Origin of the sequence: Bacteroides sp. AF29-11 (assembly GCF_003602895.1) — a bacterium.
Lineage (GTDB): Bacteria > Bacteroidota > Bacteroidia > Bacteroidales > Bacteroidaceae > Bacteroides > Bacteroides uniformis.
Genome location: NZ_QTLY01000007.1, coordinates 1 through 25,445 on the forward strand (window position 1 = coordinate 1; position 25,445 = coordinate 25,445).

The 25,445-nt window shown below is 46.4% G+C and carries 28 protein-coding genes and 3 pseudogenes; 24 read left to right on the plus strand and 7 right to left on the minus strand.

Translation table 11 applies throughout. The features are described from left to right. The 13 genes and pseudogenes from DWZ03_RS12395 to DWZ03_RS12450 form a co-directional block, all read left to right on the plus strand. Positions 1-333: aldo/keto reductase (locus tag DWZ03_RS12395; RefSeq protein WP_133303163.1), on the plus strand; the 333-nt coding region annotated here is incomplete at its 5' end. Positions 334-345: 12 nt separating this feature from the next. Next, positions 346-858: a nuclear transport factor 2 family protein gene (locus tag DWZ03_RS12400; RefSeq protein WP_120130180.1), complete on the plus strand. Its 513-nt coding sequence runs from the start codon at positions 346-348 to the stop codon at positions 856-858. Position 859: 1 nt separating this feature from the next. Then, positions 860-1,717, plus strand: coding sequence for an aldo/keto reductase (locus DWZ03_RS12405; protein ID WP_207805208.1), 858 nt, complete (start codon positions 860-862; stop codon positions 1,715-1,717). Between the two features lie 21 nt (positions 1,718-1,738). Next, positions 1,739-2,338 (plus strand): flavodoxin, encoded by a 600-nt coding sequence (locus DWZ03_RS12410; protein ID WP_207805209.1) that lies wholly within the window; start codon positions 1,739-1,741, stop codon positions 2,336-2,338. A gap of 8 nt (positions 2,339-2,346) precedes the next feature. Further along, positions 2,347-2,478, plus strand: coding sequence for a hypothetical protein (locus DWZ03_RS20365; RefSeq protein ID WP_262696943.1), 132 nt, complete (start codon positions 2,347-2,349; stop codon positions 2,476-2,478). Between the two features lie 40 nt (positions 2,479-2,518). Continuing rightward, a complete protein-coding gene (locus DWZ03_RS12415; protein WP_120130182.1) occupies positions 2,519-4,030 on the plus strand; it encodes a 4Fe-4S binding protein in 1,512 nt (503 codons plus the stop codon). Positions 4,031-4,047: 17 nt separating this feature from the next. Next, positions 4,048-5,454, plus strand: coding sequence for an aldo/keto reductase (locus DWZ03_RS12420; protein ID WP_120130184.1), 1,407 nt, complete (start codon positions 4,048-4,050; stop codon positions 5,452-5,454). Positions 5,455-5,463: 9 nt separating this feature from the next. Then, positions 5,464-5,877 carry a DUF1893 domain-containing protein gene (locus tag DWZ03_RS12425; protein WP_120130186.1) on the plus strand — a complete coding sequence of 138 codons (414 nt, stop codon included), beginning with the start codon at positions 5,464-5,466 and terminating at the stop codon, positions 5,875-5,877. A 63-nt stretch (positions 5,878-5,940) separates the two neighbouring features. Then, the gene (locus DWZ03_RS12430) at positions 5,941-7,800 is read left to right on the plus strand and encodes a TonB-dependent receptor (protein WP_120130189.1); all 1,860 of its coding nucleotides are present in this window, start codon (positions 5,941-5,943) and stop codon (positions 7,798-7,800) included. 11 nt (positions 7,801-7,811) lie between these two features. After that, a complete protein-coding gene (locus DWZ03_RS12435) occupies positions 7,812-8,324 on the plus strand; it encodes an ECF transporter S component (RefSeq protein WP_120130192.1) in 513 nt (170 codons plus the stop codon). Between the two features lie 2 nt (positions 8,325-8,326). Then, entirely contained in the window at positions 8,327-8,545 is a 219-nt protein-coding gene (locus DWZ03_RS12440) for a twin-arginine translocase TatA/TatE family subunit (protein WP_120130195.1), read from the plus strand. A gap of 3 nt (positions 8,546-8,548) precedes the next feature. Beyond that, a complete protein-coding gene (tatC, locus tag DWZ03_RS12445) occupies positions 8,549-9,325 on the plus strand; it encodes a twin-arginine translocase subunit TatC (RefSeq protein ID WP_120130198.1) in 777 nt (258 codons plus the stop codon). A 79-nt stretch (positions 9,326-9,404) separates the two neighbouring features. Then, positions 9,405-9,644, plus strand: a pseudogene (locus tag DWZ03_RS12450) (aldo/keto reductase); the annotation flags it as partial. Positions 9,645-9,661: 17 nt separating this feature from the next. Here DWZ03_RS12450 and DWZ03_RS12455 read toward each other — a convergent pair. Continuing rightward, complete coding sequence (locus DWZ03_RS12455) at positions 9,662-10,546, minus strand: helix-turn-helix domain-containing protein (RefSeq protein ID WP_243634961.1); 885 nt, start codon at positions 10,544-10,546, stop codon at positions 9,662-9,664. A 115-nt stretch (positions 10,547-10,661) separates the two neighbouring features. On the opposite strand from DWZ03_RS12455, the gene DWZ03_RS12460 reads away from it, so the two are divergent. The 3 genes and pseudogenes from DWZ03_RS12460 to DWZ03_RS12470 all read left to right on the plus strand — a co-directional run. Beyond that, the gene (locus DWZ03_RS12460; protein WP_207805211.1) at positions 10,662-11,828 is read left to right on the plus strand and encodes a multidrug effflux MFS transporter; all 1,167 of its coding nucleotides are present in this window, start codon (positions 10,662-10,664) and stop codon (positions 11,826-11,828) included. A gap of 218 nt (positions 11,829-12,046) precedes the next feature. Beyond that, entirely contained in the window at positions 12,047-12,922 is an 876-nt protein-coding gene (locus DWZ03_RS12465; protein WP_243634962.1) for an alpha/beta hydrolase, read from the plus strand. Positions 12,923-12,945: 23 nt separating this feature from the next. Then, positions 12,946-13,068: pseudogene (locus DWZ03_RS12470) on the plus strand (helix-turn-helix domain-containing protein); the annotation flags it as partial. 32 nt (positions 13,069-13,100) lie between these two features. Here the strand turns inward: DWZ03_RS12470 and DWZ03_RS12475 are convergent. Beyond that, on the minus strand, positions 13,101-13,304 hold the full coding sequence (locus DWZ03_RS12475) for a hypothetical protein (protein WP_133303165.1): 204 nt from the start codon (positions 13,302-13,304) through the stop codon (positions 13,101-13,103). Positions 13,305-14,144: 840 nt separating this feature from the next. Between DWZ03_RS12475 and DWZ03_RS12485 the strand changes: the two genes are divergently transcribed. After that, entirely contained in the window at positions 14,145-14,633 is a 489-nt protein-coding gene (locus tag DWZ03_RS12485) for a DUF3408 domain-containing protein (protein ID WP_120130286.1), read from the plus strand. Positions 14,634-14,726: 93 nt separating this feature from the next. On the opposite strand, the gene DWZ03_RS12490 is transcribed toward DWZ03_RS12485, so the two are convergent. The 3 genes from DWZ03_RS12490 to DWZ03_RS20370 form a co-directional block, all read right to left on the minus strand. Continuing rightward, complete coding sequence (locus DWZ03_RS12490) at positions 14,727-15,146, minus strand: hypothetical protein (RefSeq protein WP_016662229.1); 420 nt, start codon at positions 15,144-15,146, stop codon at positions 14,727-14,729. 45 nt (positions 15,147-15,191) lie between these two features. Continuing rightward, positions 15,192-15,752 (minus strand): sigma-70 family RNA polymerase sigma factor, encoded by a 561-nt coding sequence (locus DWZ03_RS12495; RefSeq protein WP_120130207.1) that lies wholly within the window; start codon positions 15,750-15,752, stop codon positions 15,192-15,194. A gap of 249 nt (positions 15,753-16,001) precedes the next feature. Beyond that, positions 16,002-16,130, minus strand: a complete 129-nt coding sequence (locus DWZ03_RS20370; RefSeq protein ID WP_262696944.1) for a hypothetical protein — start codon at positions 16,128-16,130, stop codon at positions 16,002-16,004. A gap of 41 nt (positions 16,131-16,171) precedes the next feature. Here DWZ03_RS20370 and DWZ03_RS12505 point away from each other — a divergent pair, with 41 nt between their 5' ends. The 3 genes from DWZ03_RS12505 (at position 16,172) to DWZ03_RS12515 (ending at position 18,041) form a co-directional block, all read left to right on the plus strand. After that, complete coding sequence (locus tag DWZ03_RS12505) at positions 16,172-16,498, plus strand: helix-turn-helix domain-containing protein (protein WP_120130209.1); 327 nt, start codon at positions 16,172-16,174, stop codon at positions 16,496-16,498. Between the two features lie 11 nt (positions 16,499-16,509). Continuing rightward, complete coding sequence (locus tag DWZ03_RS12510; RefSeq protein WP_005851988.1) at positions 16,510-16,830, plus strand: helix-turn-helix domain-containing protein; 321 nt, start codon at positions 16,510-16,512, stop codon at positions 16,828-16,830. Between the two features lie 188 nt (positions 16,831-17,018). Then, on the plus strand, positions 17,019-18,041 hold the full coding sequence (locus DWZ03_RS12515; RefSeq protein WP_120130210.1) for a Fic family protein: 1,023 nt from the start codon (positions 17,019-17,021) through the stop codon (positions 18,039-18,041). Positions 18,042-18,377: 336 nt separating this feature from the next. Here the strand turns inward: DWZ03_RS12515 and DWZ03_RS12520 are convergent, their stop codons facing one another. Next, a complete protein-coding gene (locus DWZ03_RS12520; RefSeq protein ID WP_120130211.1) occupies positions 18,378-19,595 on the minus strand; it encodes a site-specific integrase in 1,218 nt (405 codons plus the stop codon). 17 nt (positions 19,596-19,612) lie between these two features. Next, on the minus strand, positions 19,613-20,842 hold the full coding sequence (locus DWZ03_RS12525) for a site-specific integrase (protein ID WP_120130212.1): 1,230 nt from the start codon (positions 20,840-20,842) through the stop codon (positions 19,613-19,615). 280 nt (positions 20,843-21,122) lie between these two features. Here DWZ03_RS12525 and DWZ03_RS12530 point away from each other — a divergent pair. From DWZ03_RS12530 to DWZ03_RS12545, 4 genes and pseudogenes are all read left to right on the plus strand, one after another. Next, positions 21,123-21,299, plus strand: a pseudogene (locus tag DWZ03_RS12530) (tyrosine-type recombinase/integrase); the annotation flags it as partial. Positions 21,300-22,078: 779 nt separating this feature from the next. Continuing rightward, on the plus strand, positions 22,079-23,326 hold the full coding sequence (locus DWZ03_RS12535) for a hypothetical protein (RefSeq protein WP_120130213.1): 1,248 nt from the start codon (positions 22,079-22,081) through the stop codon (positions 23,324-23,326). A 13-nt stretch (positions 23,327-23,339) separates the two neighbouring features. Then, complete coding sequence (locus DWZ03_RS12540; RefSeq protein ID WP_120130214.1) at positions 23,340-24,215, plus strand: DUF3869 domain-containing protein; 876 nt, start codon at positions 23,340-23,342, stop codon at positions 24,213-24,215. 40 nt (positions 24,216-24,255) lie between these two features. Continuing rightward, positions 24,256-25,395, plus strand: a complete 1,140-nt coding sequence (locus DWZ03_RS12545) for an OmpA family protein (RefSeq protein ID WP_120130215.1) — start codon at positions 24,256-24,258, stop codon at positions 25,393-25,395. Positions 25,396-25,445 lie beyond the last annotated feature (50 nt).

Genomic DNA, 25,445 nt, shown 5'->3' on the forward strand with positions numbered 1-25,445 from the left:
CACAACATAGTGCTTGAATGCTGGTATCCGCTTGGCGGAAGGTCAAGTCATGGGGAATTACTGATGGATCCTGTCATCTGCGGCATTGCCAAAGCACATGGTAAGACAGCGGCACAAGTCATAATTCGCTGGCATATTCAGGAAGGGTTCTCCATCATTCCGGGCATTGATAATTCCAAATATATCGACGAGAATATCCGCACACTCGACTTTACGCTTAGCGATGAGGAAATGAATGCTATCCGTGCCCTCGACAAAGAGCAGCGCTTCTTCAACATGACATATGAAGAAGCTCAACGAAGATTCGGGAATCATGGTTTGTATGACAATTAAACAACAAGTAAGATGAAACAGATTTTATTTACAATCGCACTGATGGTAAGCTCCATTCTACCAACTATGGCACAGAATGAAAATGCTACATTACAGGAACTTGCGGACCGCATGGCATTGAAAGGCTTGGTGGACACCTTTTCCAATCTTGCTGATACGAGAGATGTGGAAGCACAAGTGCTATTGTTTACGGACAGTGCCGAGGTGATATCATGTCACGGATCACAAGTGAGTTCACATCTCAAAGGAAGAAAGGAGCTTGCTAAGCGTTTCAAGGCTTTTCTTGACAGATTCGATGTCGTATACCATATCAATGGGCAACAGACAGTAAAACTTGACGGAGACAAGGCTTCCGGCATAGCTTATTGTCAAGTGGTATTGGTGCGAATGGAGAACGGACGAAAGGCAATGACTACACAAGGCGTGCGCTACGATGACGAATATGTGCGGCAAAATGGGAAGTGGCTCATCAACAAACGAACTTCACATTTTGAATGGACCAATAAACAAGAAATAGAAGAATGACATGATGGAACAGACTTACATCAGATTGAATGACGGAAATCGGATACCCCAGTTCGGACTTGGGGTGTATCAGATTGAAGGTGATGCGGCAACCCAAACTGCGTGTCTTGAAGCAATCTCGTGCGGTTATCGTCATATAGATACGGCACACGCTTACCAGAACGAATGTGGCGTAGGCGAAGCTGTGCGCGACTGTGACGTGGCTCGTGAAGATTTGTGGATAACCTCGAAATTGTGGCCAAACGAATATGGGACAGGCAAGACAGCTAGAGCCATAGACAAAATGCTCGGACGTTTTGGATTGGAGTATATCGACCTCTTGCTTTTGCACCAGCAGTTCGGAGATTACCTCGGTGCTTGGAGAGACATGGAAAAAGCCGTGGCACAAGGTAAAGTGAGAAGCATTGGCATAAGTAATTTTGAATCGGAAAGATTGGAAGAACTGATGCAGTTTGCACAAATAAAGCCGGCCGTGTTGCAGGTAGAATGCCACCCATACTACGGGCAGGGAGAACTGAAAAATAGAATCACTCCATACAGGACAGCCATTGAGTGTTGGTATCCTATTGGACACGGCGATTCCGGTCTCATCAATGAGGCGATTTTTTGCCGTCTGGCAGAGAAATATGGAAAAAGCAATGTGCAGGTCATTTTACGCTGGCACATACAAAAAGGCCACATCGTCATCCCCCGTTCTGTCAACCCGCAACATATTCGTGAGAATGTCGAGATATTCGATTTTTCACTGACAAAGGAGGAGATGCAGGAAATCGACACACTGGACAAAGGCAGACGTTTTTTCAAGATGAGCCTTGCGCAGCAGGAACGAATACTCGGTGCATGGCAACCTACAATATGACATTCATAAAAACAGAGAACAATGAAACGGATACTTTTAATTATCATCGGAATCATGACATTCATGGGAGAAAATATGATGGCGCAAACAAAAACGGAAAGCAATGTTTTGATTGCCTATTACTCCCGCCGTGGCAACAACTACCGCAACGGTGAAATTGTAAATCTCAAAGTGGGTAACACTGAAGTGGTGGCAGGTAAGATCCAGAAACTGACTAGGGGAGATACATTCTATATTGAGACAGTCAAACCTTATCCTACCGATTATCACGAGACGACCCAAGTGGCGAAGCGTGAACTGAACGAGAACGCACGTCCTGCAATACGGGGAAAAGTGGCAAATATGCAGAACTACGATGTGATTTATTTGGGATACCCGAACTGGTGGGGCACGATGCCGATGGCTGTAATGACTTTCTTGGAATCGTATGACTTTTCAGGAAAGGTCATCATACCATTCTGCACACACGAGGGAAGCGGACTTGGAAAGAGCGTGCAGGACATCAAGAAAGCCTGTCCAAGAGCTGTCGTTAAGCAGGGACTTGCCATACGCGGAGGCAATGTGGACAATGCAGACAAACAAATCAAAGAATGGTTAGAGAATAGGAAAACTGATAAATAAGGGAAATTATGAAGAAACTATTGTTTATGCTATGTTGTCTGCTTGGCACACTTTCCTTGGTGTCATGTAGCAGCAATGAACCGGAAGAAATGAATGTAAGGGCATGGCTGCAAAGAATTGGCATACTTTCCAATAAATAAACGGTTCTGAAAGAATTTCAAATTTTCAAAATTGACAATCATGTTACGAAAAATAAGATTGACCTGTGCCCTCGTGGTGTTCGCACTTATCACGGGGCTGTTCCTCGATTTCACGGGGACGCTACATGCTTGGTTGGGCTGGCTCGCCAAGATACAGTTTCTGCCCGCCTTGCTGGCACTGAACGTGGGAGTGGTGCTACTGCTTGTCGCGCTGACACTGGTGTGCGGACGTATCTATTGCTCCGTCATCTGTCCGTTGGGCGTTTTCCAAGATGTAATTTCATGGCTGAGCGGGCGACGCAAGAAAAAGCGCTACCGCTTCTCCTACTCGCCCGAAGTGAAATGGCTGCGCTATGGGGTATTCACCCTTTTTGTGATCGCATTGATAGCGGGCATCGGCTCTTTGGTGGCATTGCTCGCCCCCTATAGTTCATACGGACGCATCGCACAAAACCTGTTCCAACCGGTATATATCTGGGGCAACAACCTGCTGGCCTACTTGGCCGAACGTGCCGACAGCTATGCCTTCTACGAAAGGGATGTGTGGCTGCGCAGCCTGCCGACGTTCATCATCGCCGCAGCCACCTTCGTCGCGCTAGTCGTCTTGGCTTGGAGAGGTGGACGGACATATTGCAATACCATTTGTCCTGTAGGAACTGTATTGGGATTCATATCCCGGTTCTCGTTGCTCCACCCGGTAGTGAATCCGGGAAAATGCAAGAACTGCAGTCTATGCTCACGCAAGTGCAAGTCAGCTTGCATCGATTACAAAAACCACAAGATTGACTATAGCCGTTGCGTGGCGTGCATGGATTGTATTGATACCTGTAAACACGATGCGATTCATCTGCAATGGAGGTGGAAGAACATGAATCAGCCAAAAGAAAACAAGCCCGTGAAAACTGATGCCGCAAAGCCGATCGATACCGCACGCCGGACATTCCTTATCGGGGCGGCTGTTGCCACGACATCGGCTGCATTGGCACAGGAAAAGAAGAAAGTAGATGGTGGATTAGCTGTCATTGAAGACAAAATCGCTCCGAGACGAACTACGCCAATAACACCTCCCGGTTCGCTTTCTGCAGAGAATATGGCACGGCATTGCACTGCATGTCAGCTTTGCGTGGCGGAGTGTCCCAACAACGTGCTCCGCCCGTCAACTGACTTGATGAAACTGATGCAACCTACCATGTCGTACGAACGGGGCTATTGCCGCCCGGAATGTACAAGATGCAGCGAGGTTTGTCCGGCCGGTGCCATCAGACCGATCACACGTGCGGATAAATCGGCAACGCAAATAGGCCATGCCGTTTGGGTGAAGAAGAATTGCATTCCACTGACCGATGGTGTGGAATGCGGCAATTGTGCCCGCCATTGTCCCGTGAGTGCCATTACGATGGTGCCGTCTGATGCTTCAGATCCCAATTCTCTCAAAATCCCGGCGGTTAACACGGAACGTTGTATTGGCTGTGGAGCGTGTGAAAACCTGTGTCCGGCACGTCCGTTCAGTGCTATCTATGTAGAAGGGCATGAAATGCACCATATTGTCTAATCAAAAATGAACAAACAATGGCTAAAGAGATAAACAGAAGAGACTTCTTAAAAGTGCTGGGAGGAAGCACAGCAACGGCTTCGACATTGCTGGCCGCCTGCAAAAACAGCAACAGCGATGCAGCATCAGGCGGACAAGAACCGCCAAAAGGGAAAATGACCTACCGAACCAATCCGAAAACGGGAGACAAGGTGTCCATACTCGGTTATGGCATGATGCGTCTGCCGGTGGAAGGCGGTGGCACCGAACGTGACCATCCTGATGCAGATATAGACCAAGAGATGGTGAACCGACAGATAGATTATGCATTAGAGCATGGACTGAATTATATAGATACGTCTCCAGCCTATTGCAAGGGGCGTTCGGAACATGCCACTGGGATAGCCTTGCACCGTCACAAGCGTTCGGAATATTTCATCGCCACGAAACTCTCCAATTTCGCACCCGCCACGTGGAGCCGCGAAGCATCCATCGATATGTTCGAGAACTCGCTTCGTGAGTTGCAGGTGGACTATGTGGACTACCTCTTGTTGCATGCCATCGGGATGGGCGAACATGGCATGGAAGATTTCTTCCATCGTTACATCGAAAACGGCATACTTGACTGGCTGGTGGAACAGCGTGAGAAGGGACGCATCCGTAATCTTGGTTTCTCCTATCATGGTGACATAAAGGTGTTCGACCTTGCCCTGCAATGGCACGACGAAGGTCGCTACCACTGGGACTTCGCCCAAATAGAGATGAACTACTTGGACTGGCACTATGCCGACGAGATAAACGAGCGCAATACGGATGCTGTCTATCTGTATGGGGAACTCCACAAACGGAACATTCCTATAACTATCATGGAGCCTTTGCTCGGAGGACGCCTTGCCAATGTCCCGGACAATATCGTTGCCAAGATGAAACAACGCGAGCCGGAGAGCAGCGTGGCAAGTTGGGCCTTTCGGTTTGCAGGAACACCGGAAGGTGTGCTGACGGTGCTTAGTGGGATGACCTACATGGAGAATCTCAGGGAGAATCTCTGTACCTTTTCTCCCTTGCGTCCAATCAATGAAGAGGAGAACGCCTTCCTGATGGAGATTGCAGACGACATCTACAATCTGAAAACCATCCCATGCAACGAATGCAATTACTGTATGCCCTGCCCATACGGAATCAACATCCCGGCAGTATTCTCTCATTACAATAAATGTATAAAGGAAGGGAATATGCCCAATAAAGGTAGCCAAGACCCGGATTATCAACGTGCACGGCATGCATTCCTCATCGGGTACGACCGCGATGTACCTCGATTACGTCAATCGAACCACTGTATCGGTTGTGGTCAATGCATACCACATTGCCCGCAACGCATACAGATTCCGCAGGAGATGCACAAGATAGACCGGTTTGTGGAACAGTTGAAACAAGGGACACTATAAAAGCCAACAATGAAAGATCTGACAGATATTCTGCACGACGGCGGACATTCGCTTGTCGTTGCCAATGGAGATATTCGCACGTTTGACGGCAGAGGAGTCTCTGCCCTTTACCAGTTGTTGGAGAACGATTCTGGATTCCTGAATGGTGCTTCGGTTGCGGACAAGGTGGTAGGTAAGGCTGCTGCGTCAATGATGGTTTTGGCAAAGGTCAAAGAGGTGTATGCGGACGTTGTCTGCCAACCCGCCCTTGCCCTGTTAGAAAGCAACCGAGTCCGGGTAACATACGGAAATATCGTTCCATACATCATCAACCGGACAGGTACGGATTTGTGTCCGCTTGAGACACGTTGTCTGTCATGCATGACATTGCAAGAATGCTTTGTGCAGATCCGTGCTTTTATGGAAGAGATGAAAACAAAATGACAGAAAGAAATGATAAAGAGACAAATCACAACAGCTATTTTATTCTTGGGAATACTTCCGTATATGGGGCAGGCACAAGAAACGGGGAGTGCACAAGATACACTTGCCCCAAAGACATATAGGATTGACGAAGTTGTAGTAACAGGCACACGCAATGCCACAAACGTGCGACACTTGTCGCAAACCGTATCGGTAGTGAATCGTAGCAAGATAGAACAGGCCATGCAACCCTCACTGCTGCCCGTGCTGACGGAGCAAATACCGGGACTGTTCACCACCGCACGTAGCACGATGGGCTACGGTGTGTCGGGCGGTGCGGCAGGCGGCATCTCGCTGCGTGGGCTTTCGGGTGGAAATGCCCGCATGATGGTGCTCATTGACGGGCATCCGCAATACGCTGGCATCTTCGGGCACCCTATTGCTGATGCCTACCAGTCGCTACTGGCCGACAAGGTAGAGGTGCTGCGCGGTCCGGCTTCCGTACTTTACGGCTCGAATGCGATGGGCGGAGTCATCAACATTGTCACCCGGCAGATGCACGAGGACGGAATAAAGACCAACCTGCACACCGGTTACGGTTCGTATAACACGATGGAGACGGAACTGACCAACCGCATCCGCAAAGGACGTTTCTCCAGCATCATCAGCGGCTCATATAACCGCACGGACGGGCACCGCGACAATATGCCCTTCGAGCAATTCGGCGGATACGCTAAATTAGGCTACGATTTGACCCGTAATTGGAATACCTACGCCGATGTGAACGTGACGCACTTCAACGCCACTTATCCAGGTCCGGTATCGGCTCCCTTATTGGAGGGCGACCAGCGCATCACCCGTGGTGTTACCTCTTTCGCCTTGGAAAACCATTACGACAAGACCTCTGGCGCATTGAGTTTCTTCTACAACTGGGGCGACCACTGGATTAACGATGGTTACACGCCGAGCAAGGGCGAAAGTCCGCAAGACGGACGTTTCAATTCACAAGACGATATGATGGGCATGTCGCTCTATCAAAGTGCGCAGTTCTTCCGTGGTAACCGCATCACGCTGGGTTTCGACTGGTTCCGCTACGGTGGTGAAGCTTGGACGGAGTATGTGAAAGGCGACCGTGCTGGTACGCGCAATGACCTCGTGGACAAGCATGAGAACGAGGTGGCAGGCTACGCGGACTTCCGTCAGGATATAGGTGCATGGCTGACTTTCAATGCAGGACTGCGCATAGACCATCATTCGCGTGTAGGTACTGAGTGGGTGCCGCAGGCAGGACTTGCTTTCCATCTGCCTTACGATATGGAACTGAAGGCATCGGCAAGGAAAGGTTTCCGCTATCCCATCTTGCGAGAAATGTATATGTTCCCGCCTCAGAATCCCGACTTAAAACCGGAGTCGATGTGGAACTATGAACTGGCTTTCTCGCAAAGACTGTTGGGTGGTCGTCTGTCATACGGCGTTAACATTTTCTATATTGACGGCAAGAACTTGATTATGACTCTGCCTAACCCTAACGGCAGCGGAATGCTTAACCAAAACTCCGGCAAAATAGACAATTCGGGCGTGGAGTTGCAAGCCGCCTACCGCATCAACCGTCTTTGGTCCGTTGATGCCAATTACAGCTTCCTGCACATGGAGACCCCCGTCGTTGCCGCACCTGAACATAAACTCTATGCTGGTGCTGCATTCTCCAGTGGACGTTGGAGCGTATCGACCGGACTGCAATACATTGCCGGGCTTTACACGGCTGTCAATCCCGACACAACGGAAGACTTCCTGCTTTGGAACGTGCGTGCCTCGTTCTGCGTCGCCAAATGGCTCGATATTTGGGTACGTGGCGAGAACTTGCTGGCACAAAAATATGAGATCAATACCGGATACCCGATGCCACGTGCAACGGTAATGGGCGGATTCAACATTAACTTCTAAATCATATCAATATGCAAACAACGACTGTTAAACTTTACACATGGAACTATGCAGAAGCCAGAACTTACCTGGCATCCCTGCTGTTTGTATTGGGCAATATCGTCTTGCCCCAACTTTTCCATCTTGTTCCACAAGGTGGCATGACTTGGCTGCCTATATACTTCTTCACCTTAGTTGGAGCCTACAAATGCGGATGGCGTGTAGGTTTGCTCACCGCCATACTGTCTCCGTTGGTAAACTCAGCCTTCTTCGGCATGCCTCCTGCGGCAGCCCTACCTGCTATCTTGTTAAAATCAACGCTGATGGCTATCATCGGAGGATACGTCGCATCACGTTTCCACAAGGCTACCATCCTGTTGCTCACTGTTGTAGTATTGTCCTATCAGGTTATTGGTACGCTTGGCGAGTGGGCGATGAAAGGCGATTTTTGGCTTGCCGTACAAGACTTCAGAATAGGCATACCCGGCATGTTGCTGCAAGTGTTCGGCGGATGGATATTTATTAACCGCTTAATACGCAAATAGATATGACACATTTATTATTTATCGGCGGTTTGGGTATGCAGGAAGTGCTACTTATCGCATTGGTCGTGTTGCTGTTTTTCGGAGGCAAAAAGATTCCCGAGTTAATGAAAGGTCTCGGTAAAGGGGTACGCTCGTTCAAGGACGGAATGAACAACATCGAAAGCGACATTGATCAGGCAGACAAGGGAACAGAAACCGGATCAACAAAAGAAAAACAATAACAAATGGCAGATAAAACGAACGCACAATCCTTTTGGGTACACCTCGACGTGCTACGGACGGCAATAATCAAGAGTGTCGCCGTAGCCGTCGTGTGCGGCATAGTAGCTTTCTTTTTCAAGGAACAGCTTTTCGCCATTGTCCTTGCGCCTAAGGATGACAGTTTTATCACATATGCACTGCTTAATCATGTGGCGGAATTTACAGGTGGAGAAAGCGGAAAATTCTCCGTTCAACTCATCAATACGGGACTGGCTCAACAGTTTGTCATCCACATGAAGACGGCCTTGTGTGTCGGAGTGTTGTGTGCGTCACCGTATATCATGTATCAACTATTCTGTTTTGTCTCCCCTGCGCTCTATACAAATGAAAGGAAGTATGTTCGGCGAGTGCTCGGAGGCGGCTACCTGATGTTCACATTAGGGGTGGTGGTCAGCTATCTGTTGATTTTCCCATTGACATTCCGATTCTTAGGCACTTATCAGGTAAGCGGTGAGGTGAGCAATCTTATAACTCTTGATTCCTATATCTCAACACTTGTGACGATGTGCCTCGCGATGGGTATAGTGTTTGAGATACCAGTGCTCTCATGGCTATTCGCCAAATTAGGCTTCATATCCGCCGGATTCATGCGCAAATACCGAAAACACGCCTTCGTGATTATTCTTGTAGTGGCCGCTATTATCACGCCGACTTCAGACATATTCACAATGTCAGTGGTGGCATTGCCAATCTGGTTGTTGTATGAGGCTAGTATTTTGCTTGTAAAGAAATGTAGATAAAGAAATAACCAAATGCGACAATATTCATATCGGTGATAAATCTAAGGATAATGCAGTAACTTTACGAAAAATTAAATATATGGAAACAATTAAATTAAACAATGACGTCGAGATGCCAATTTTGGGTTACGGTGTTTATCAAGTAACACCAGAAGAATGTGAGCGTTGTGTTACTGATGCGATTGCTGTCGGTTATCGTTTGATTGATACGGCACAGGCTTATTTCAACGAAGAACAAGTTGGCAATGCCATTCGTAAAAGTAGAATACCGCGTGAGAAACTATTTGTTACGACCAAAGTTTGGATTACTAATGCCGGGGAATCATTCCTGATAATCTAATTCTCCTTTTTCGCAGTCAATGTTTCTCGATACATTGAAGGCGAAACTCCCAAATGTTTTTTCACATAACGACAAAAGTAAGACAAGGAAGAAAACATCATGAGGTCAGAAATCTGTGAAATGGATAATTCTGAATTATTTAAATAGTCCTTAATGATGGGAACGGTGTAGCTTTCAATAAGGAAGGAGACGCTATTGCCCGTTACTCGCTTGATAGTCTCTGTCAGATATTTGGGACTTACGTTCAGTTGTTCTGCATAGTAAGCCACCTCACGATGTTGCCGTGAACATCCACTATCAAGCATGGCAACAAGTCCCTTTACAACGTGTACCTTACGGTCAGTTGTAGGCTGTGTGGCATTAACCAGCGAATGAAAATAATAGATGTCGTAAATCATAGTCGTAGCAAGGCTACCGATAAGTGCGTTGTAAAATGCATGGCCGGTTTCTGGTAGCCTTGCCACGATGTTTTTCATGTCAGAAAGAAGCCGTTGCGTATGTTCTACCGACAAGGGTATAATCGGATTATCATGCAGACTAATGCGTCCGCTCACACCATAGTTGGCAGATGGCAGCAAGCTGTACAGGAACTTGGATGGAGCTGCTACAATTTCAACTCGCAAATCATAACTCATGGTTTCAATCACAACATTTTCTGGATATGAAATGATGAGTGCGTCATTCTCATGAACTTCAAAATTATGCTTGTTGTATATAAACTTTGCGAAACCGGAAAGACAAACTAAATGTATGCAATATCCTTTGAGCGTGGCATCGGATATTGTCATGAAATCATAAGAGTGTATAATCAACCTTTCTTTTTCCATATTGCAAAGATACATTATTTCCTTTACACGCTTTGCATGTATTTGTGAAAACATCAACGAATTTAGTGAAACCGGTTTCTGTTCATATCGCCATAAATTTGCAGCAGGAAAACAGAATAAAGAAAGAATAATGAGCTATCAGAAAAAAGTGTGCAATCAATATTTATTTATGGTCATTCTAAGTGGACTGATGGGGTGCACCACACTGTCCACCGATATCTATCTGCCAGCTATGCCCGACATGGAAAAAGCCTTGGGCGGAAACATAGAATTGTCGATTACGGGATTTCTTATTGGTTTTGCCATTGCCCAACTTGTATGGGGACCAGTCAGCGATCGGGTAGGAAGGAAAAAACCTCTTTATATCGGTATGGCTGTATTCACTATCGGTTCTGTGGGCTGCGCTTTGTCGAACTCCATCATCGAAATGGTAATATGGAGAATATTCCAAGCGACCGGTGCTTGTGTAGGGCCGATGTTGGCACGATCTATGGTACGCGACCTGTATAACCGCACTGAAGCCGCAAGGATGCTGTCGGCACTCATGACCATACTGGCACTGGCACCAATTGTTGCTCCTCTTGCAGGAGGAGTGTTGTTGGAAATTTGGTCGTGGAGAGCTATATTTTGGTTAATGGCTGCACTGAGTGCCATATTGTTTGTCACAGTTTCCTTTTTACCTGAAACACTCTCAGATGAAAACAAGGTAAAAGGCTCTATCTCCCATGAGATGCGCTGTTATCTGAAATTAGCAGGCAACAAGTCCTATATGGCCTATACTCTTTGTGTAGCTTTCTTCTATGTAGCTATTTATGCGTTTATCACAGGGTCTCCGTTTGTGTATATTTCCTATTTTCATATAGACACACGCTATTATGGACTGTTGTTTGGCGTAAATATGATAGGAGTATCTTCAATAGGAATGTTCAATAGAAGACTGGTTACCCGCTATTCCTTAGATCGCCTACTCTTATTCTCGACCATGGTTGCTTGTTTAGGAGGTATCGGACTTTTCGCCTCTGCCTACACAGGAGTTGGCGGTATCATTGGTATCATAAGCTTTGTATTTGTCATGTTCAGCATGAATGGTATCATTGCCTCCTGCACCAATGCGGCTGCTCTCGATGTAGTGCCAGCCAATATGGTAGGAGCTGCAGCTGCCCTGATGGGAGCGCTGCAGTATGGCAGTGGCATCATCTCGTCATTGCTCCTTGCTACATTCTCATCCGGTTCACCTTCCACCATGGCTTGGATCATGTTACTGTTCGCTTGCTTAAGTGGATTTGCAATCAGAACAAACGTAAAAGATAAGGTAAAAACATTTATCATCCAATAATAACATCAAAAAAAATGAAAAGACTTTTTATTTCAGCATTTGCTCTGCTGCTGATTTTGGCGGGCAATGCACAAGAAAAACAAACTTCCACCCCACTCATCATACAGTCGCAAGGTAGTTTTGCTGTTGGGGGTACGATAATAACACATGCTGGAATATATAACACTCATCACCAAACATCACCTGAAGGACAGACCATACATGGAGATCATGCTTATGTGGCTTACCAAATACCTGTAAATACTAAACCTCTACCGCTTGTATTTCTTCATGGCGCAGGACAATCCGGGAAGACATGGGAAACTACTCCTGACGGAAGGGAGGGGTTTGCAACACTTTTCCTCCGCCGTGGCTATGCCACCTATGTGATTGACCAGCCACGTCGTGGACGTGCAGGATGGTCTACAGTACCGGAACAGATTGCTGCGAAACCAGTAGAACAATACTATTACGAGAACTTTAGAATGGGCTGTTGGCCTCAGTTGCATGAAGACGGACAGTTTCCAAAAGATTCTGCAAGTCTCGATCAATTCTTTCGTCAAATGACACCCAACACAGGTGCATTCGATGGCAAGGTGATAGCTTCGGCCATGTCTGCCCTTTTCCATCGCATGGGCAATGGCATACTCGTAACCCATTCGCAAGGAGGCGGTCCGGGTTGGCTTACAGCAATCTTGAATTCAAAGGTAAAAGCCATCGTAAGCTATGAACCGGGTAGCGATTTTGTGTTCCCCGAGGATGAGATTCCTGCTCCTATGAAGTGTAGTGACTCTTACGGTTTCCTTGATGCAAAAGGCGTTCCTATGTCTGAATTTAAAGCATTGACTCGTATTCCCATCATCATATACTATGGCGACTACATACCAGAAAAGCCAACAATGGATTGGGCGGCAGACCACTGGCGCGTTCGTTTGCAAATGGCGCGTCTTTTTGTCGACTGTATCAACCGTCATGGAGGACATGCAGAAGTGGTACATCTGCCTGATTTAGGTATCAAAGGGAATAGTCATTTCCTATTTGCAGAGAAAAACAATTTGCAGTTGGCAAAGATGCTGGACGAATGGATAAATAAGAACGTACAACAATTTGAATAATAAGTTGTTGGAGCCAACTTACAGAAAAAGAAACGATCATCAAATCCCTGCAAATATGCAACAGGCATCGTGAACAAGCTGCGCGATTGCTGAAAATAAATCCTGCGACACTGTACCGGAAGATGAAAAAATACGAGTTACAGTAAATTGGAAACATGCATAAAGCTCATCTCTTTTTTTAATAGTTGTCCATTTTGGAGAGGCGACCGATTATATTACAGCAGTCATCCTTCCCATTCTTTGTTCCTCTTTTTCCGCTTTCAGGCGTAACGACTTTGGAGTGGAGCCCGTCCCGAGCCTTCAGGCGAGCGGCGAGTTGTTTTGGGACGCCCGAATCATTTCGGGCGCCCCAAAACACAACTTGCCATGTTCGTTTGAACATGAATTTTTCATCCGAAAAATCAAAAGATAGCGTTCCAACCGCTTTCCTCCGAAAAAATCCTTCCGTCGGCATCTTGATTACGTTCTGCATACTAAAAAACGGTACCAGCAGGACACTTGAGCGGTGTAACAGGATGACATATCGTGTCACAGACCGTCAGCATACCGCCATGATAGTGCCAATCCAGAAAAATTATCATTATTTTGCCGCGTGTCAGCATATGTTCGGCACTTCAATCATCCAAGTGTGCGTTCGGTAACGGGTGAATGGAAATATGCTGGAACATAATAAGGCAACCGTTCCCCCATATGTGAATGCGTGACTGTATGATTGGCTTAATGCCAGACTGGACACGTGGGGGATCGGATACATGACCGATTTGCCGGTCGGATACCCCTCTCCGTCAGATAAAGGCGGTGTAACAGAATGACATATCGTGTCATAGACCGTCAGCAGGCCGCCATGATAGTGCCAATCCCGAAAATTTATCGTTATTTTGCCGCATGTCAGCATGTGTCCGGCAGTTCAGTCATCCAGGTGTGCATCAGGTACGGGGGGCATGGTTGACTTAAACAGTCCGGTAACGGGTGAACGGGGATATGCCGGAACATAATAAGGCAACCGTTCCCCCATGTGTGAATGCGTGAATGCGTGATTGGCTTAATGTCAGACTGGACACGTGGGGGATTGGATACATGACCGGCTTGCCGGTCGGGTGCACATACCCGTCAGATAATGCAAGCATGTAATATGGGTGGTATTCTTACATTCACAACGTGATGAAAATGAAAATGCAGAATTGCCGGAAAAGAATTGTTCAACTATCAAAAAAATGGAAGTATGGTAAAGAGAAAGGAAGTAAAAATCGACGAGGAGCAGATACGCAGCATGATGACGGGGGATATTCCTGATGCCGTCCTGAAAAACATCTGGGATGACAACGATACTGGCTCTCAAAAAGAAGACTGCAAGGAACCGGAAACGGAAAGCCGGACCGGGATTCCTGCCGAACCTGACGAGGTGAAGGATACCGGCACATCTGCCGGGGAAGAAGCCCCCTCTCCAGTCTCACAGGAAAAAATACGCCGGAAAAGAAACACCCTTCAGGTGTATCCCGAACATCTGTTTAACAACAGTGTTGTGAAGGAACGCCGGCAGACCTATGTCAGCAGCGAGAACTACGAACGGGTGCGCACTTTGCTTTCCGTGATTGCACCGACTGTCAGCATCTCCTGTTACATCGACAATATCCTCTCTGCCCATCTGGAACAGTACCGTGACGAGCTGAATGCCATCTACAGCAGCCGCATCAATCTGAAACCGTTGTGATTCTGCCTGCGGCTGCATAAGAAAAGGGACACCCGGAGGTCGGTCGTTCTTCCTCCTCCGGATGCCCCTTGCTTTTGCTTTCAGGTGTCGGACTTATTTCGTACCGGTTGTCCTTACACTAACCCCTTTCGGTATCGGGTTGTCGAGTATTATCCGGTAGCACAGCCTGCCGTCCACATTCACCGGTTCTTTCGCCACCATGAATCCGGCACTTTTCTCGACCTTTGCCGCATCGAGTATCATGCCGGCAATGAAGCTGTTCGAGAAGCGGGCGCAACGCGGGTCGTTCCAGATCGTGAAGCCGTTCTCGTCATCCGAGACGAACATGTACCAGTCCTTGGGCCTGTCTTCGTCCCTGGCGATACACAGCCTGTTTCCTGCGTGCAGGCTCAGTTCCCTGCTCAGTATCCGGCTCAAATACATGCTGCCGTCACGGCATACCGTGATGATCCGTTTGCCCTTGTAGGTCAGTGCCGGATGGGAATTGCTCTTGTCATAAACTGTCAGTTTCATAATCATCAATATTTTATTGTTATACCTTGTTGTCCTTTATTCTTGTCATGCCGCCTCTCCGGCCATGATCAGTCTTCTTCTGGCGATGAATTTCCGGTTTGCCCGGACGGATTCCATCATCGTCTGCGCCCTGCGTGTCACCACCGAGGTCTTCTCTCCCATGTGCTTCGCTATGGTGCGGAACGAGCTTCCGGTCTCGTAGAACCGCAGCATGAATATCCTGTAATCCTCGTAGGAGAAATGCCGCCTGAGGAACTTCTGTATGTCCCTTACCAGCCTGTCGCATCCGGTTAGCATCTCTTCCCGTTCTTCTGTCTCTTCCGCGCAATCCGTCTCGCCCAGTTTTGCGAAATACTCATCTCCGGGGCTGTCGTAACGGCTTTCTTCCCTTGCCCCCGACTGGAGGATTCTCCGGTAGCATCCGAAGAAATAGGATTCCAACTCCTCGATTTCGCCACTTGCGAACATGACCTGTTTCCTGACTGCCAGATAGGCGTCATGGAATGCGTCCTCGTCGATTTTTCCATAGATGGAGAGTCTCTCTTTCAGTCTCATGTATGAACGGTCAAACCATCCGTTGAATTCTTTTACGTCTTTTGTTGCCATATCCTTTTTCCATTTACCTGTTAGACATCCGGCCCGTGGTGCGGGCACTCTTGTTTCTTTGAATGCCTTACAGCCGTTCTCCCTCCGGAAAAGCGTCAAGGCTCGGCAGGAAAAAATACCGGAGCGCAGAGCGCGAGGATGATTTTTTCCCCGCCGACCCGCAGGGCCCGGCCTTGCGCTCCGGTGGGGAACGGCTACCTTTGCTTCAAAGAAATGAGTGTGTCCTTTTCCGCTTTTTACCGCCTGCAATTATCCTCTTGCGGTGAAAAGGGATGTCTGACGGTGACACATGCCGTCCGGTTTGCGGACTGTTTCCGTTTTTTTGTTTCCTTCGCACAGGAAACGGTAGGGACAAACAGCCTGATTCCTTCGTTTCATTTTGCATGAAAAATAAATGTCAAACTTAAAATTACAGGAATATGGAAGTAGTGGTCATAGACAAGGCGACTTTCGAGAGGATGCTTTCGGGATTCGAGATTTTCGCGGAAAAGGTGGAACGGCTCTGCCGGGAACAGGAGGACTTGGGAGAAAAGGAATGGCTTGACAGTGATGACGTGTGCAGGCTGCTTTGCATCAGTCCGAGAACCTTGCAGACGATGCGGGAGAACGGAATGCTGGCTTACACTAAAATAAGCCACAAGGTATATTACAGGCCGGAGGACGTGAAGGCCGTCTTTCCCGTGGCTGAAATGAAGCGGTGTATAACAGCAGACAAGGAAAGAAAATGCAATGTAATCAACAAATAAATATCGTGCTTATGAATGACAATGGCAATATCCGGCTGCTGACACCGGAAAACGACATGCGCGTGAGAGCTTTCCTCTCGTCGCTGGAAGAACTATCGGAAAAGGTGGAAAAAATACGTGAAAACAACAAGCCGTCACTGGACGGGGAACGATATTACACCGACAAGGAACTGGCTGTCAGACTGAAGGTCAGCCGCAGGAGCCTTCAGGATTACCGAAACAACGGCATACTGCCCTATATCCAGATAGGCGGCAGGATTCTGTACAGGGCTTCCGACATTGAACGTACGTTGATGGACGGGTACAAGGAGGCGTACCGCTTGAATAGATGAACTTGAATCTACTCTCGTAAAGTTGCTTTTATTCGTAAATTCTATACTCAAAGAGTCGTTTTACGGATTAAAGGCAACTTTCATCAATGTCTACAACAAAAAAGTAGGGAGAAAGTATAGAAAAGTAGGGAGAAAATGGTGATTTAGTGGGGAGAAAAACGTATCTTTGCGTTCAAAGTTGAAAATGTATGCAGACCGAACTCGAAAAACTTGTATCTCTGTACAGAGAATTGGGAATAGACAGGCAGATAGATTATGACAAATTCTATCTCTATTCCCTCATTACCCACTCTACGGCCATTGAAGGCTCCACCATTACCGAACTTGAGAATCAAATCATGTTCGACCAGGGAATCAGTCTGAAAGGAAAGAGCATCGTGGAACAGAACATGAACCTCGACCTGAAAGACGCATACGAGCATGCCATAAGGCTGGTCGGTGCCCATACCGACATAACCGTTGATCTGCTGAAAAGCCTGTCTGCCCTTGTCTTGAAAAACACGGGGCAGGAGTACAAGACCGTATTGGGGGATTTCTCATCGGCACGGGGTGATTTGCGCCTGTTGAATGTCACGGCCGGACCCGGTGGAAAATCGTACATGAACTACAGCAAGGTCCCGGCAAAACTGTCGGAATTTTGTATCCGGCTGAACAGGGAACGTGAAAATCATGCCGCCAAGAGCATGACGCAGTTATATGAAATCAGCTTTGATGCCCACTATGACTTGGTGACAATACACCCTTGGGCAGACGGGAACGGCAGGATGGCCCGTCTGCTGATGAACATGCTGCAATTCGAGTTCGGACTGATACCGACAAAAATCCTCAAGGAGGACAAGGAAGAATATATCAAGGCACTGGTGGAAACCCGCGAGAACGAGGATTTGAATGTTTTCAGGGAATTTATGACAGCTACCATGATGAAAAATCTCACCCGTGACATAGAGGTTTACCGCAAATCCATTGACGATACTTCCATAAGTGGGGAGAAACCACAAAAAAGTAGGGAGAAGAAAGTGAAAAGTAGGGAGAAAATCATGGCTCTACTTTCACAGGACAACACGCAGAGCGCAGCAACTCTCGCAGAACGGATAGGCATAACAGCCAAAGCGGTGGAAAAACAGATTGCCAGAATGAAAGCGGACGGAGTACTCCGACGAATCGGACCGGACAAGGGCGGATATTGGCAGGTGGTCGAAAAAACGGATTGATTTTTTGGAGGGAGCGCAGTTTGCCGCCTGCCTTTTTTCTTCGAGTTCAAAAAAATGCCCTCCTATAGAATATCAGAACAGCATACGGACCGGTAGTTTCCTACTGTCTGTATGCTGTCTCTTTTTTTGTTGTATCGACTTTTCCGTCGGTCGCTTGTTTCCGCTGCCGTCAGCTTTCCTAGTACAGACGTGAAAGGGGAAAGGTTTTCGGGCTGAATACGCTTTGCCTGCAAAGGAAGATTCTGCCCGAAACGGCACGGCCGCCCGACCTTTTCACTTTCAAAGAAGTCTGTACTAACTTCATGGACGGCGAGGAAGCAGGCGGCTGCGAAATGGTTATTGGCTGTCAGAGCCGGAATGTGTGCGGCTTTGGCTTCTCTTTTCCATCAGTCTGTCCATTTCCCTTGAAATTTTTTCTTCCGTTATCCTGGCATACCCTTGTGTGGTGGAAATATTGGAGTGTCCCATCATCTTGGCTATGCTCTCTATGGCTATGCTCTCTGAAATGAGCAGGACCCCGAACCCGTGCCGGGCCTGATGGTACGAAAGGTCATCGTGCCTGCCCAGAATCACGCCGATTTCCCGTATCTCGTGCCAGATGGAATCCCGGCTAGGCAACGGGAACACGGGATTGTGCATGTCGGTGGTATTGTACAGGGACAGTATCTGTTCGGCTATCGGGTGCAGGGGGATGAACGCTTCCACCCCGGTCTTCTTCCGGTTGATGCGGATAAACAGCCGCCCTTCCGCCGTCGTCCCGATATGGCACGGATGGAGCTGCTTGATGTCGGCATAGGCAAGCCCGGTGAAATAGGAGAAGATGAATGCACGCCTGCCCAGTTCCGCACGTCCTTCATTCAGGGGCATGGCCAGTATCCTTTTCATATCTTCACGGGTGACATACTTGTGCCTGGGCGCGGTTTTCTTCTCATATTCGACATTCTCCACCGGATTGGTGCGCAGGATCTCGCTGTCCACGGCAAGATACAAGAGGCGGTTCAGCCAGCAGAGGCAGCGGTTGGTCTGCGTGGTGCTGAAATTCTTGTTCCTGATAAGGAATGCCTTGTAGTTCCTGCCGAAGTCTTCCGTTATTTCTTCAAAGGCGATGTCCTTCTTCCCCAGTGAAGCAAGGTAGTCCGTCAGGTATTTCTGGAAATACTGTGAATGCCGGTAGGTGGAAGTGGAGTTGATCTCCCTGCTCCGTATTCTGAGACGTTCACGCTCTATCTCGCCCATCTGGAGCAGGTGTGTCGGAACGACGAACTGCCTTGTCACCCGGTTCTTGATAATCTCTGCACTGACGACACCCTGCGTTCTCAGAATTTCCTCGTAAGTCTGTTCGATATATTTCCGGTACTCCTGCAGCCTGGCATTTTCCCTTACCGTGCGTATGGTTCCGGTTCGGGCGTTCCAGTCTTCCGGCTTACAGCATATCCCGCTGGTGATGGCGGTGTTCCTGCCGTCTATGGTGATGCGGCACATGACCGCCGTGGTTCCGTCAGCCTTTATCTTGCTGCGGTTGATATAGAATAGTATGGAAAAGGTACTTCTCATGATTCATTGTTTATGGGTTATAGAACAAGTTTGAAATCTCCTGTAGCCTCGATAAGCCTGTCCATGTCCTCGAAGAGCTTTTTCGGGGTGACGCGGGCATAGACCTGGGTGGTCTGTATGTTGCTATGCCCCAGCATGCTGCTGATGGTCTCAATCGGAACGCCCGCTTCAAGGGTAACGAGCGAGGCGAACGAGTGGCGTCCGACATGGTAGCACAGGTTCTCCTTTATCCCTGCCAGTACAGCCAGCGCCTTCATGTGGTTTCTCATGCTCGGATAGTGGATCATCGGGAACAGCGTATCCCTGCTGTCATCATGATATTTCTCTATCAGGGCGACGGCTTCCGGCAGCAGCTTCACGCTTGCACGGAGCTCGTTCTTTTTACGGCGGTATTTCAGCCATAGCTTGCCGTCCTCGCCGGTGTACAGGTTTTCCCGGGTGACGGTCACGGCATCGCTGTAGGCGACCCCGGTATAGCAGGCGAAGAGAAACAGGTTCCTTGCCAGACGGTGGGTCGTGCGGTGCGGGGCTATCTCCACGTCACGGATTTTCTCGAAGCTTTCACGGCTCAGTGCCTTGGGGGTCTTGACGGTCTGTTTCGGGAGGACATAGTGCTGGAACATGAACCGCTCGGAGTGTCCTTCCTGATAAGCCCTTTTGCAAGTTTTCTTGAGAATTGCCAGATAATGCCGTACGGTGTCCACGGCATATCCTTTCTCGTCAAGGATGAAATTCTCATAATCGTGGATGAACTGTTCCGTAAGCTGCCCGAAGGCCAGGTCTTTCGTCTTGAATTTGGTTTCAATGAACTCGCGCATGGTACGGCAGGTAAAGTCGTATGCCGGATAAGTCCCTTTTGCCCGGTCTATCCCGATACGGCTCTTCACCTCATCCCTGAGGGCATCCAGCATTTTCATCAGGGTCATCTGGGTCTTCATGCTGCCCTGGAAGGCATCCTTGACGGAAGCGGCATCAAAATCCCCCTTGCGTTCCAGAAGGGAATCGAAGGCGGCATTGATGTCAAGCAGCAGCTTGTCGATTTTTGCATTTATCTCCACCGCCTCCCTGCTCTTGCCGTTCAGTCGGCTTTCACGGGGATTCCACAGTCCGGGAGTGCAGGAGAGCTTGCAGCTGAACTGCGCCATCGTCCGGTTCACGGTGATGCGTCCCATTATCGGGGCTTTGCCCGACTTGTCCAGTCCGCTCTTTTTGAGGTAGAGCAAAACCTTGAATTTTTCTACTTTCATACGCTTATAACTTTAGTTGCAAAATTACCTGTTTTATAAGCGTTCTTCGGCATGCAAAACAATGACAATCAATGTAATATATCGGCGTTTTTAATTATTCGATTTGCTTCGCGTTACCTCGTTCCATTTCGGTAACTGACCTGCTAACGGTTTGGTAACTGAACATCTTCAATAATCTCCACTTTCCTGCTTTTCCCACAAGTGGAAGAATATAGAAAAATGATTAGTTTCCAATGGATTACGTTATCCTTTCTTCTCGTTTCCGCTGCTCTGTTTGCCTATCTTATTCCACACAGCACGCCATACACATGCAACAATGATGCTGACGTTGGGAGTAGATTTATATACAGTCTCCAAGTTATTGGGACATACCAATATACAGACAACACAAATTTACGCAAAGCTTGTGGATGAAAGTAAAAAGAAGGCCGTCGCTTTGATTCCTAATATAACATAAGAGCTAGTTGAATTCGAAATACAATTTGCCATTTTGTATTTTTAGTCATCACTTCGTGTTCCTAATTCACTTAAAAGATATTAGGAGCCTAATAAATGCTGCTAAAACTCATTATGTAAACTGTAAGTGTCATTGATTTGTTGATCTTTGATTAAAAAATGATAGATATTTTTTATTCATGCAAATAATTGCATTCCTATTTTGAGTTATTGGCGTTAAAATGAAGAATACTGAACATCAGCTGCTTTGGCTCCCTAAAATGGATTTTAAGATGAATGGAGGGCTATTTCAAAGAAGTGGTTTATCATTTTATGAAAAAAACTGTTTTTCTACCGAGAATAAGTTAATATCTTGTTTGCTAAATATTGTATTTTTGTTTGCCGGATATTAACTTGCTACATACAAAAAACAAGTCCTTTAGAGAAAGTATTACATAAATATCTGTATAAATGTAGGGTATTTGTATTTTCATCCTTATTTTTTTGCGGATACTTTTTCTATTTTTTCTTTTTCGCAAGAAAAGTAGATTAGTAGAAATTGCTAAAAAGTGACTATTTGACACAAAATATAACATTCTATATGACAATTGTACATCGTTAATTCAAAAGTTTTAAAATGGTAATAGACTTCATATAAACATTCAGGGGCTTTGTTAGAAGCTTTTGAAGAAAAAACGAGATTATTTCATCTTTTCATATAAAATTCTTTGGTATTATTAAAAATGTGTCTATTTTTGCACCATATTTTGTGTTATACGGACACGAAAAATGGTTGAAAAAATGAGGTATAAAAACTCTAACATAAGAAAGTGCCTAAATACTAAAACAATAGCACAGTGTGCAGCGTTCTTTTTATACTGTTTGCTCCCTTTAAAAGGAATTTGCCAAACGGGGGAAAGTACTGTAGATGCTTTAGTGAAAATGGGATTTGAAAATGTTGGATGGACAGAAGATGGCAATGAACGTGTTTATGTTCTGCAAAACTCTGCATATCGTTTGCAGGGTGTAGGCATAGGTAAGGCGGTAGATATTATTCAAAAGATGGGTTTACCGGAAGAAAAGTCATGTCGGATAATAGTTCTGGACAATAATGTACCCCAAATTTCTCTTTATTATTGTCCCCTAAAGGGGGATTCGGTGCCTCAAGCGGAGCGTAATGACTGGAATGTGAGCTATGAATTGGGCGATGCTTGGGAAAATGCACGGAAAATAAAGTTGAAAAATAGTTCTTTGTTTAAGATTGATGTATTGGTGTATCCCCAATTAGCTTTCAAGAATCTGGTGATTACACAGATTTACCAGGTCTTGTTTGATTTGAGTCCTGCGATAGAAGTTTCGTTATGGAAAGGTATGAAATTAACGGCACAGTTGAAAATACCGGTTTATAATGATGGGTATGGAAGGTTTGAAGATAAAGTTCATCCAGGACATATTACAATTTCACAGCGTTTTAGATTACCGTATAATGTGTTTGGTAAAGTGACTGTGGGATGTTTTAGTGCTAACCAATATGGAGTGGACGCCGAATTTTATCGCCCTTTTAAGGATGAACGCTTTTCCTTAATGGCTCGGATTGGGTATACAGGAATGGGATATTGGAGCGGATTTCGCTATGTATATGATCCTTCGACAGCACTTGTTACTTGGTCTTTGGGCGGTAGCTTTTATTGGCCGCAATTTAATACTCAGTTTAATCTGAAAGCAGAACAGTATTTGTTGAAGGAGAAAGGTGCTAAATTTGAAATGATTCGCCATTTTCGCTATTGTTCGATTGGTTTCTATGCAATGAAAGCAGAACATGCAAAGATGAATGGAGGCTTCCGATTTCAAGTGGCATTACCTCCTTATAAATATAAAAGGAAAGGATATATACCTCGTGTGAATACCTCTGCTAATATGGGCATTGTTTATAATGCAGGTAATGAAAGGTACTATTATAGACAGTATAAAGCGGAAGTTAGTGACAATATAATGGAAGAAAATAGTTTTAACCCATATTTTATTAAGTCAGAATTGTTAAATTTTTAATTAATTAATTGAGATGAAAAAGATTAAATTCTTAAACGGCATAAGTGCAGTATTTGCGTTAGCCGTAGTAGCTTTAGCTACAACTTTAACTTCTTGTGAGAAGGAAGAGTTCAACGTTAATGTAACTCCTACTAATGCACAAGCTGTTATTAGTCCGATTGTGCTTGCTATAGAGGATGGTGTTACTACAGATGTAACTGGCCAAGCCACTATCGCACCTGCAGAGTTGACATTTACTGGTAATCCTACTCTGGCTACTAAGAATGTTGATGTTACAGCTTCTTATAATGGTTTGAGTGCAACTGTTACAGTTAAGGTTCCTGCTTTGCAAGCTGGACAATTTGCTACTCTGACTCCGACTATCATTCTTCAGGAAGAAGATGCTGAGACTAAGATTGTAGCAGAATCTACAAAACTTGAACCAGTAGCGGATCCTAAAGTTAAGACTTGGGATAACTACGAGCTTTATTGGTTTGACATTCCATCGTTCACTTATGTAGTAAAAGAAGGTGCAAAAGTAGGTGCAAAGAAAATCAATACAACTGATCTTATTGAACGCGCAGCTATTGAATCTTTCTTTAACACACTTGAGAATACATATGAAGAAACGATAGTAACAACGCCGGAGAATAAGTATAAAGTTTATGCTAACTCTAGAACAACTGCATCTATTACTTATACAGTTGTAACAACTGAATATAAAGTAGTGAAGAAGGCTGTAACAAAAGCTGAAACAGAGCCTTTAGCTTCTATTGAAGTGGATGATTATACAACTTCTACACTATATGTTCTTGAGAATCAAGATATTCCCGGTCACGGTCATAGCCACGGTCATGGTCATGGTCATGGTGAAGGCAATGCCGGTGGTGGTGTTGGTGAACTTGATTAATAGAAGTTTTAGTTGTAATTTATCTTAAACTAAAGAGAAAATGAAAAGTAAATTAATGATAGCCTCCTTACTATTGGCAGGCGCTTGTGCAGCAAATCTGAATGCACAGGAAAAAACGAACTACTACACTCCGAAATGGAGCGATAATATTTTTGTCAGTGTAGGTGGTGGTATCCACGCCATCAACAATGACGGTTTCAATAAGATTGCTCCGCATTTCAGCGTATCAGTTGGTAAGCTGATTACTCCGACTTGGGGGGTACGTGCTCAGGTAAACGGTATTACTCAGCATCTGTGTTTGGATGATGCATATTGGGAACACAACAAGACTTATGTAGGTGGTAACATTGATGCAATGATCAATCTTTCTACATTGTTTGCCGGTGCTAATCCTAACCGTTTCTTCGAAGTTTACGGTTTCTTGGGACCTCAAATTTCTGTAGCAAAATCTCAAAATGTGGATGTTACAATTAGTGCTGACGGTACTTCGCAGTCTATGGCTCCTGCCGGTGAAGCTGAAATGCGTGCACGTATCGGCGCTTCTGCCGGTTTGGGCTTGAAGTTCAATATCAACACCAAGTGGGCCATTGACGTAGAAGCTCGCGGTGCCATCGCTCCGTCCATTTTCGGTAACATCAGCAGCCATCGCAAGGCTGAAGGTACAGGTATGCTGACCGCAGGCGTTAGCTACATCTTCGGCGGTAAGAAGTTCGTTCCGGTTTCTAAGATTGATGAAGACGCAGTCAATGCAGAAATCAACAGATATAGAAGTGAACTGGCTCAGGCTCAGGCTGACCTGGCTAACTGCAAGAATGCACTGGCCAACGCTAAACCTGAAGTTAAGGAAGTGACCAAGGAAGTTGAAGTTGCCGGTCCGCGTGCCATCTTCTTCAAGATTGGCAGCGCCCGTCTGGACGACTATGGCAAGGTTAACATCGAACTGGCAGCCAAGATTCTGAAGGCTAATCCGGACAAGAAGTACAAGGTTGCAGGCTATGCCGACAAGGCTACCGGTAGCGCTTCTTGGAACCAGAAGCTGTCTGAAAAGCGTGCTCAGGTTGTTTACGATGCCTTGATTGCTCAGGGTGTTGACAAAGACCAGCTCGAACTCGTAGGATTCGGTGGTACTGCCAATATGTTCGGCAAGAACTTCCTGAACCGCGTAGTTATCCTGGAATAATATACTCCAAGTGACAAATAGACTCTAAAAATGAAGGCGTCTGGGACTCA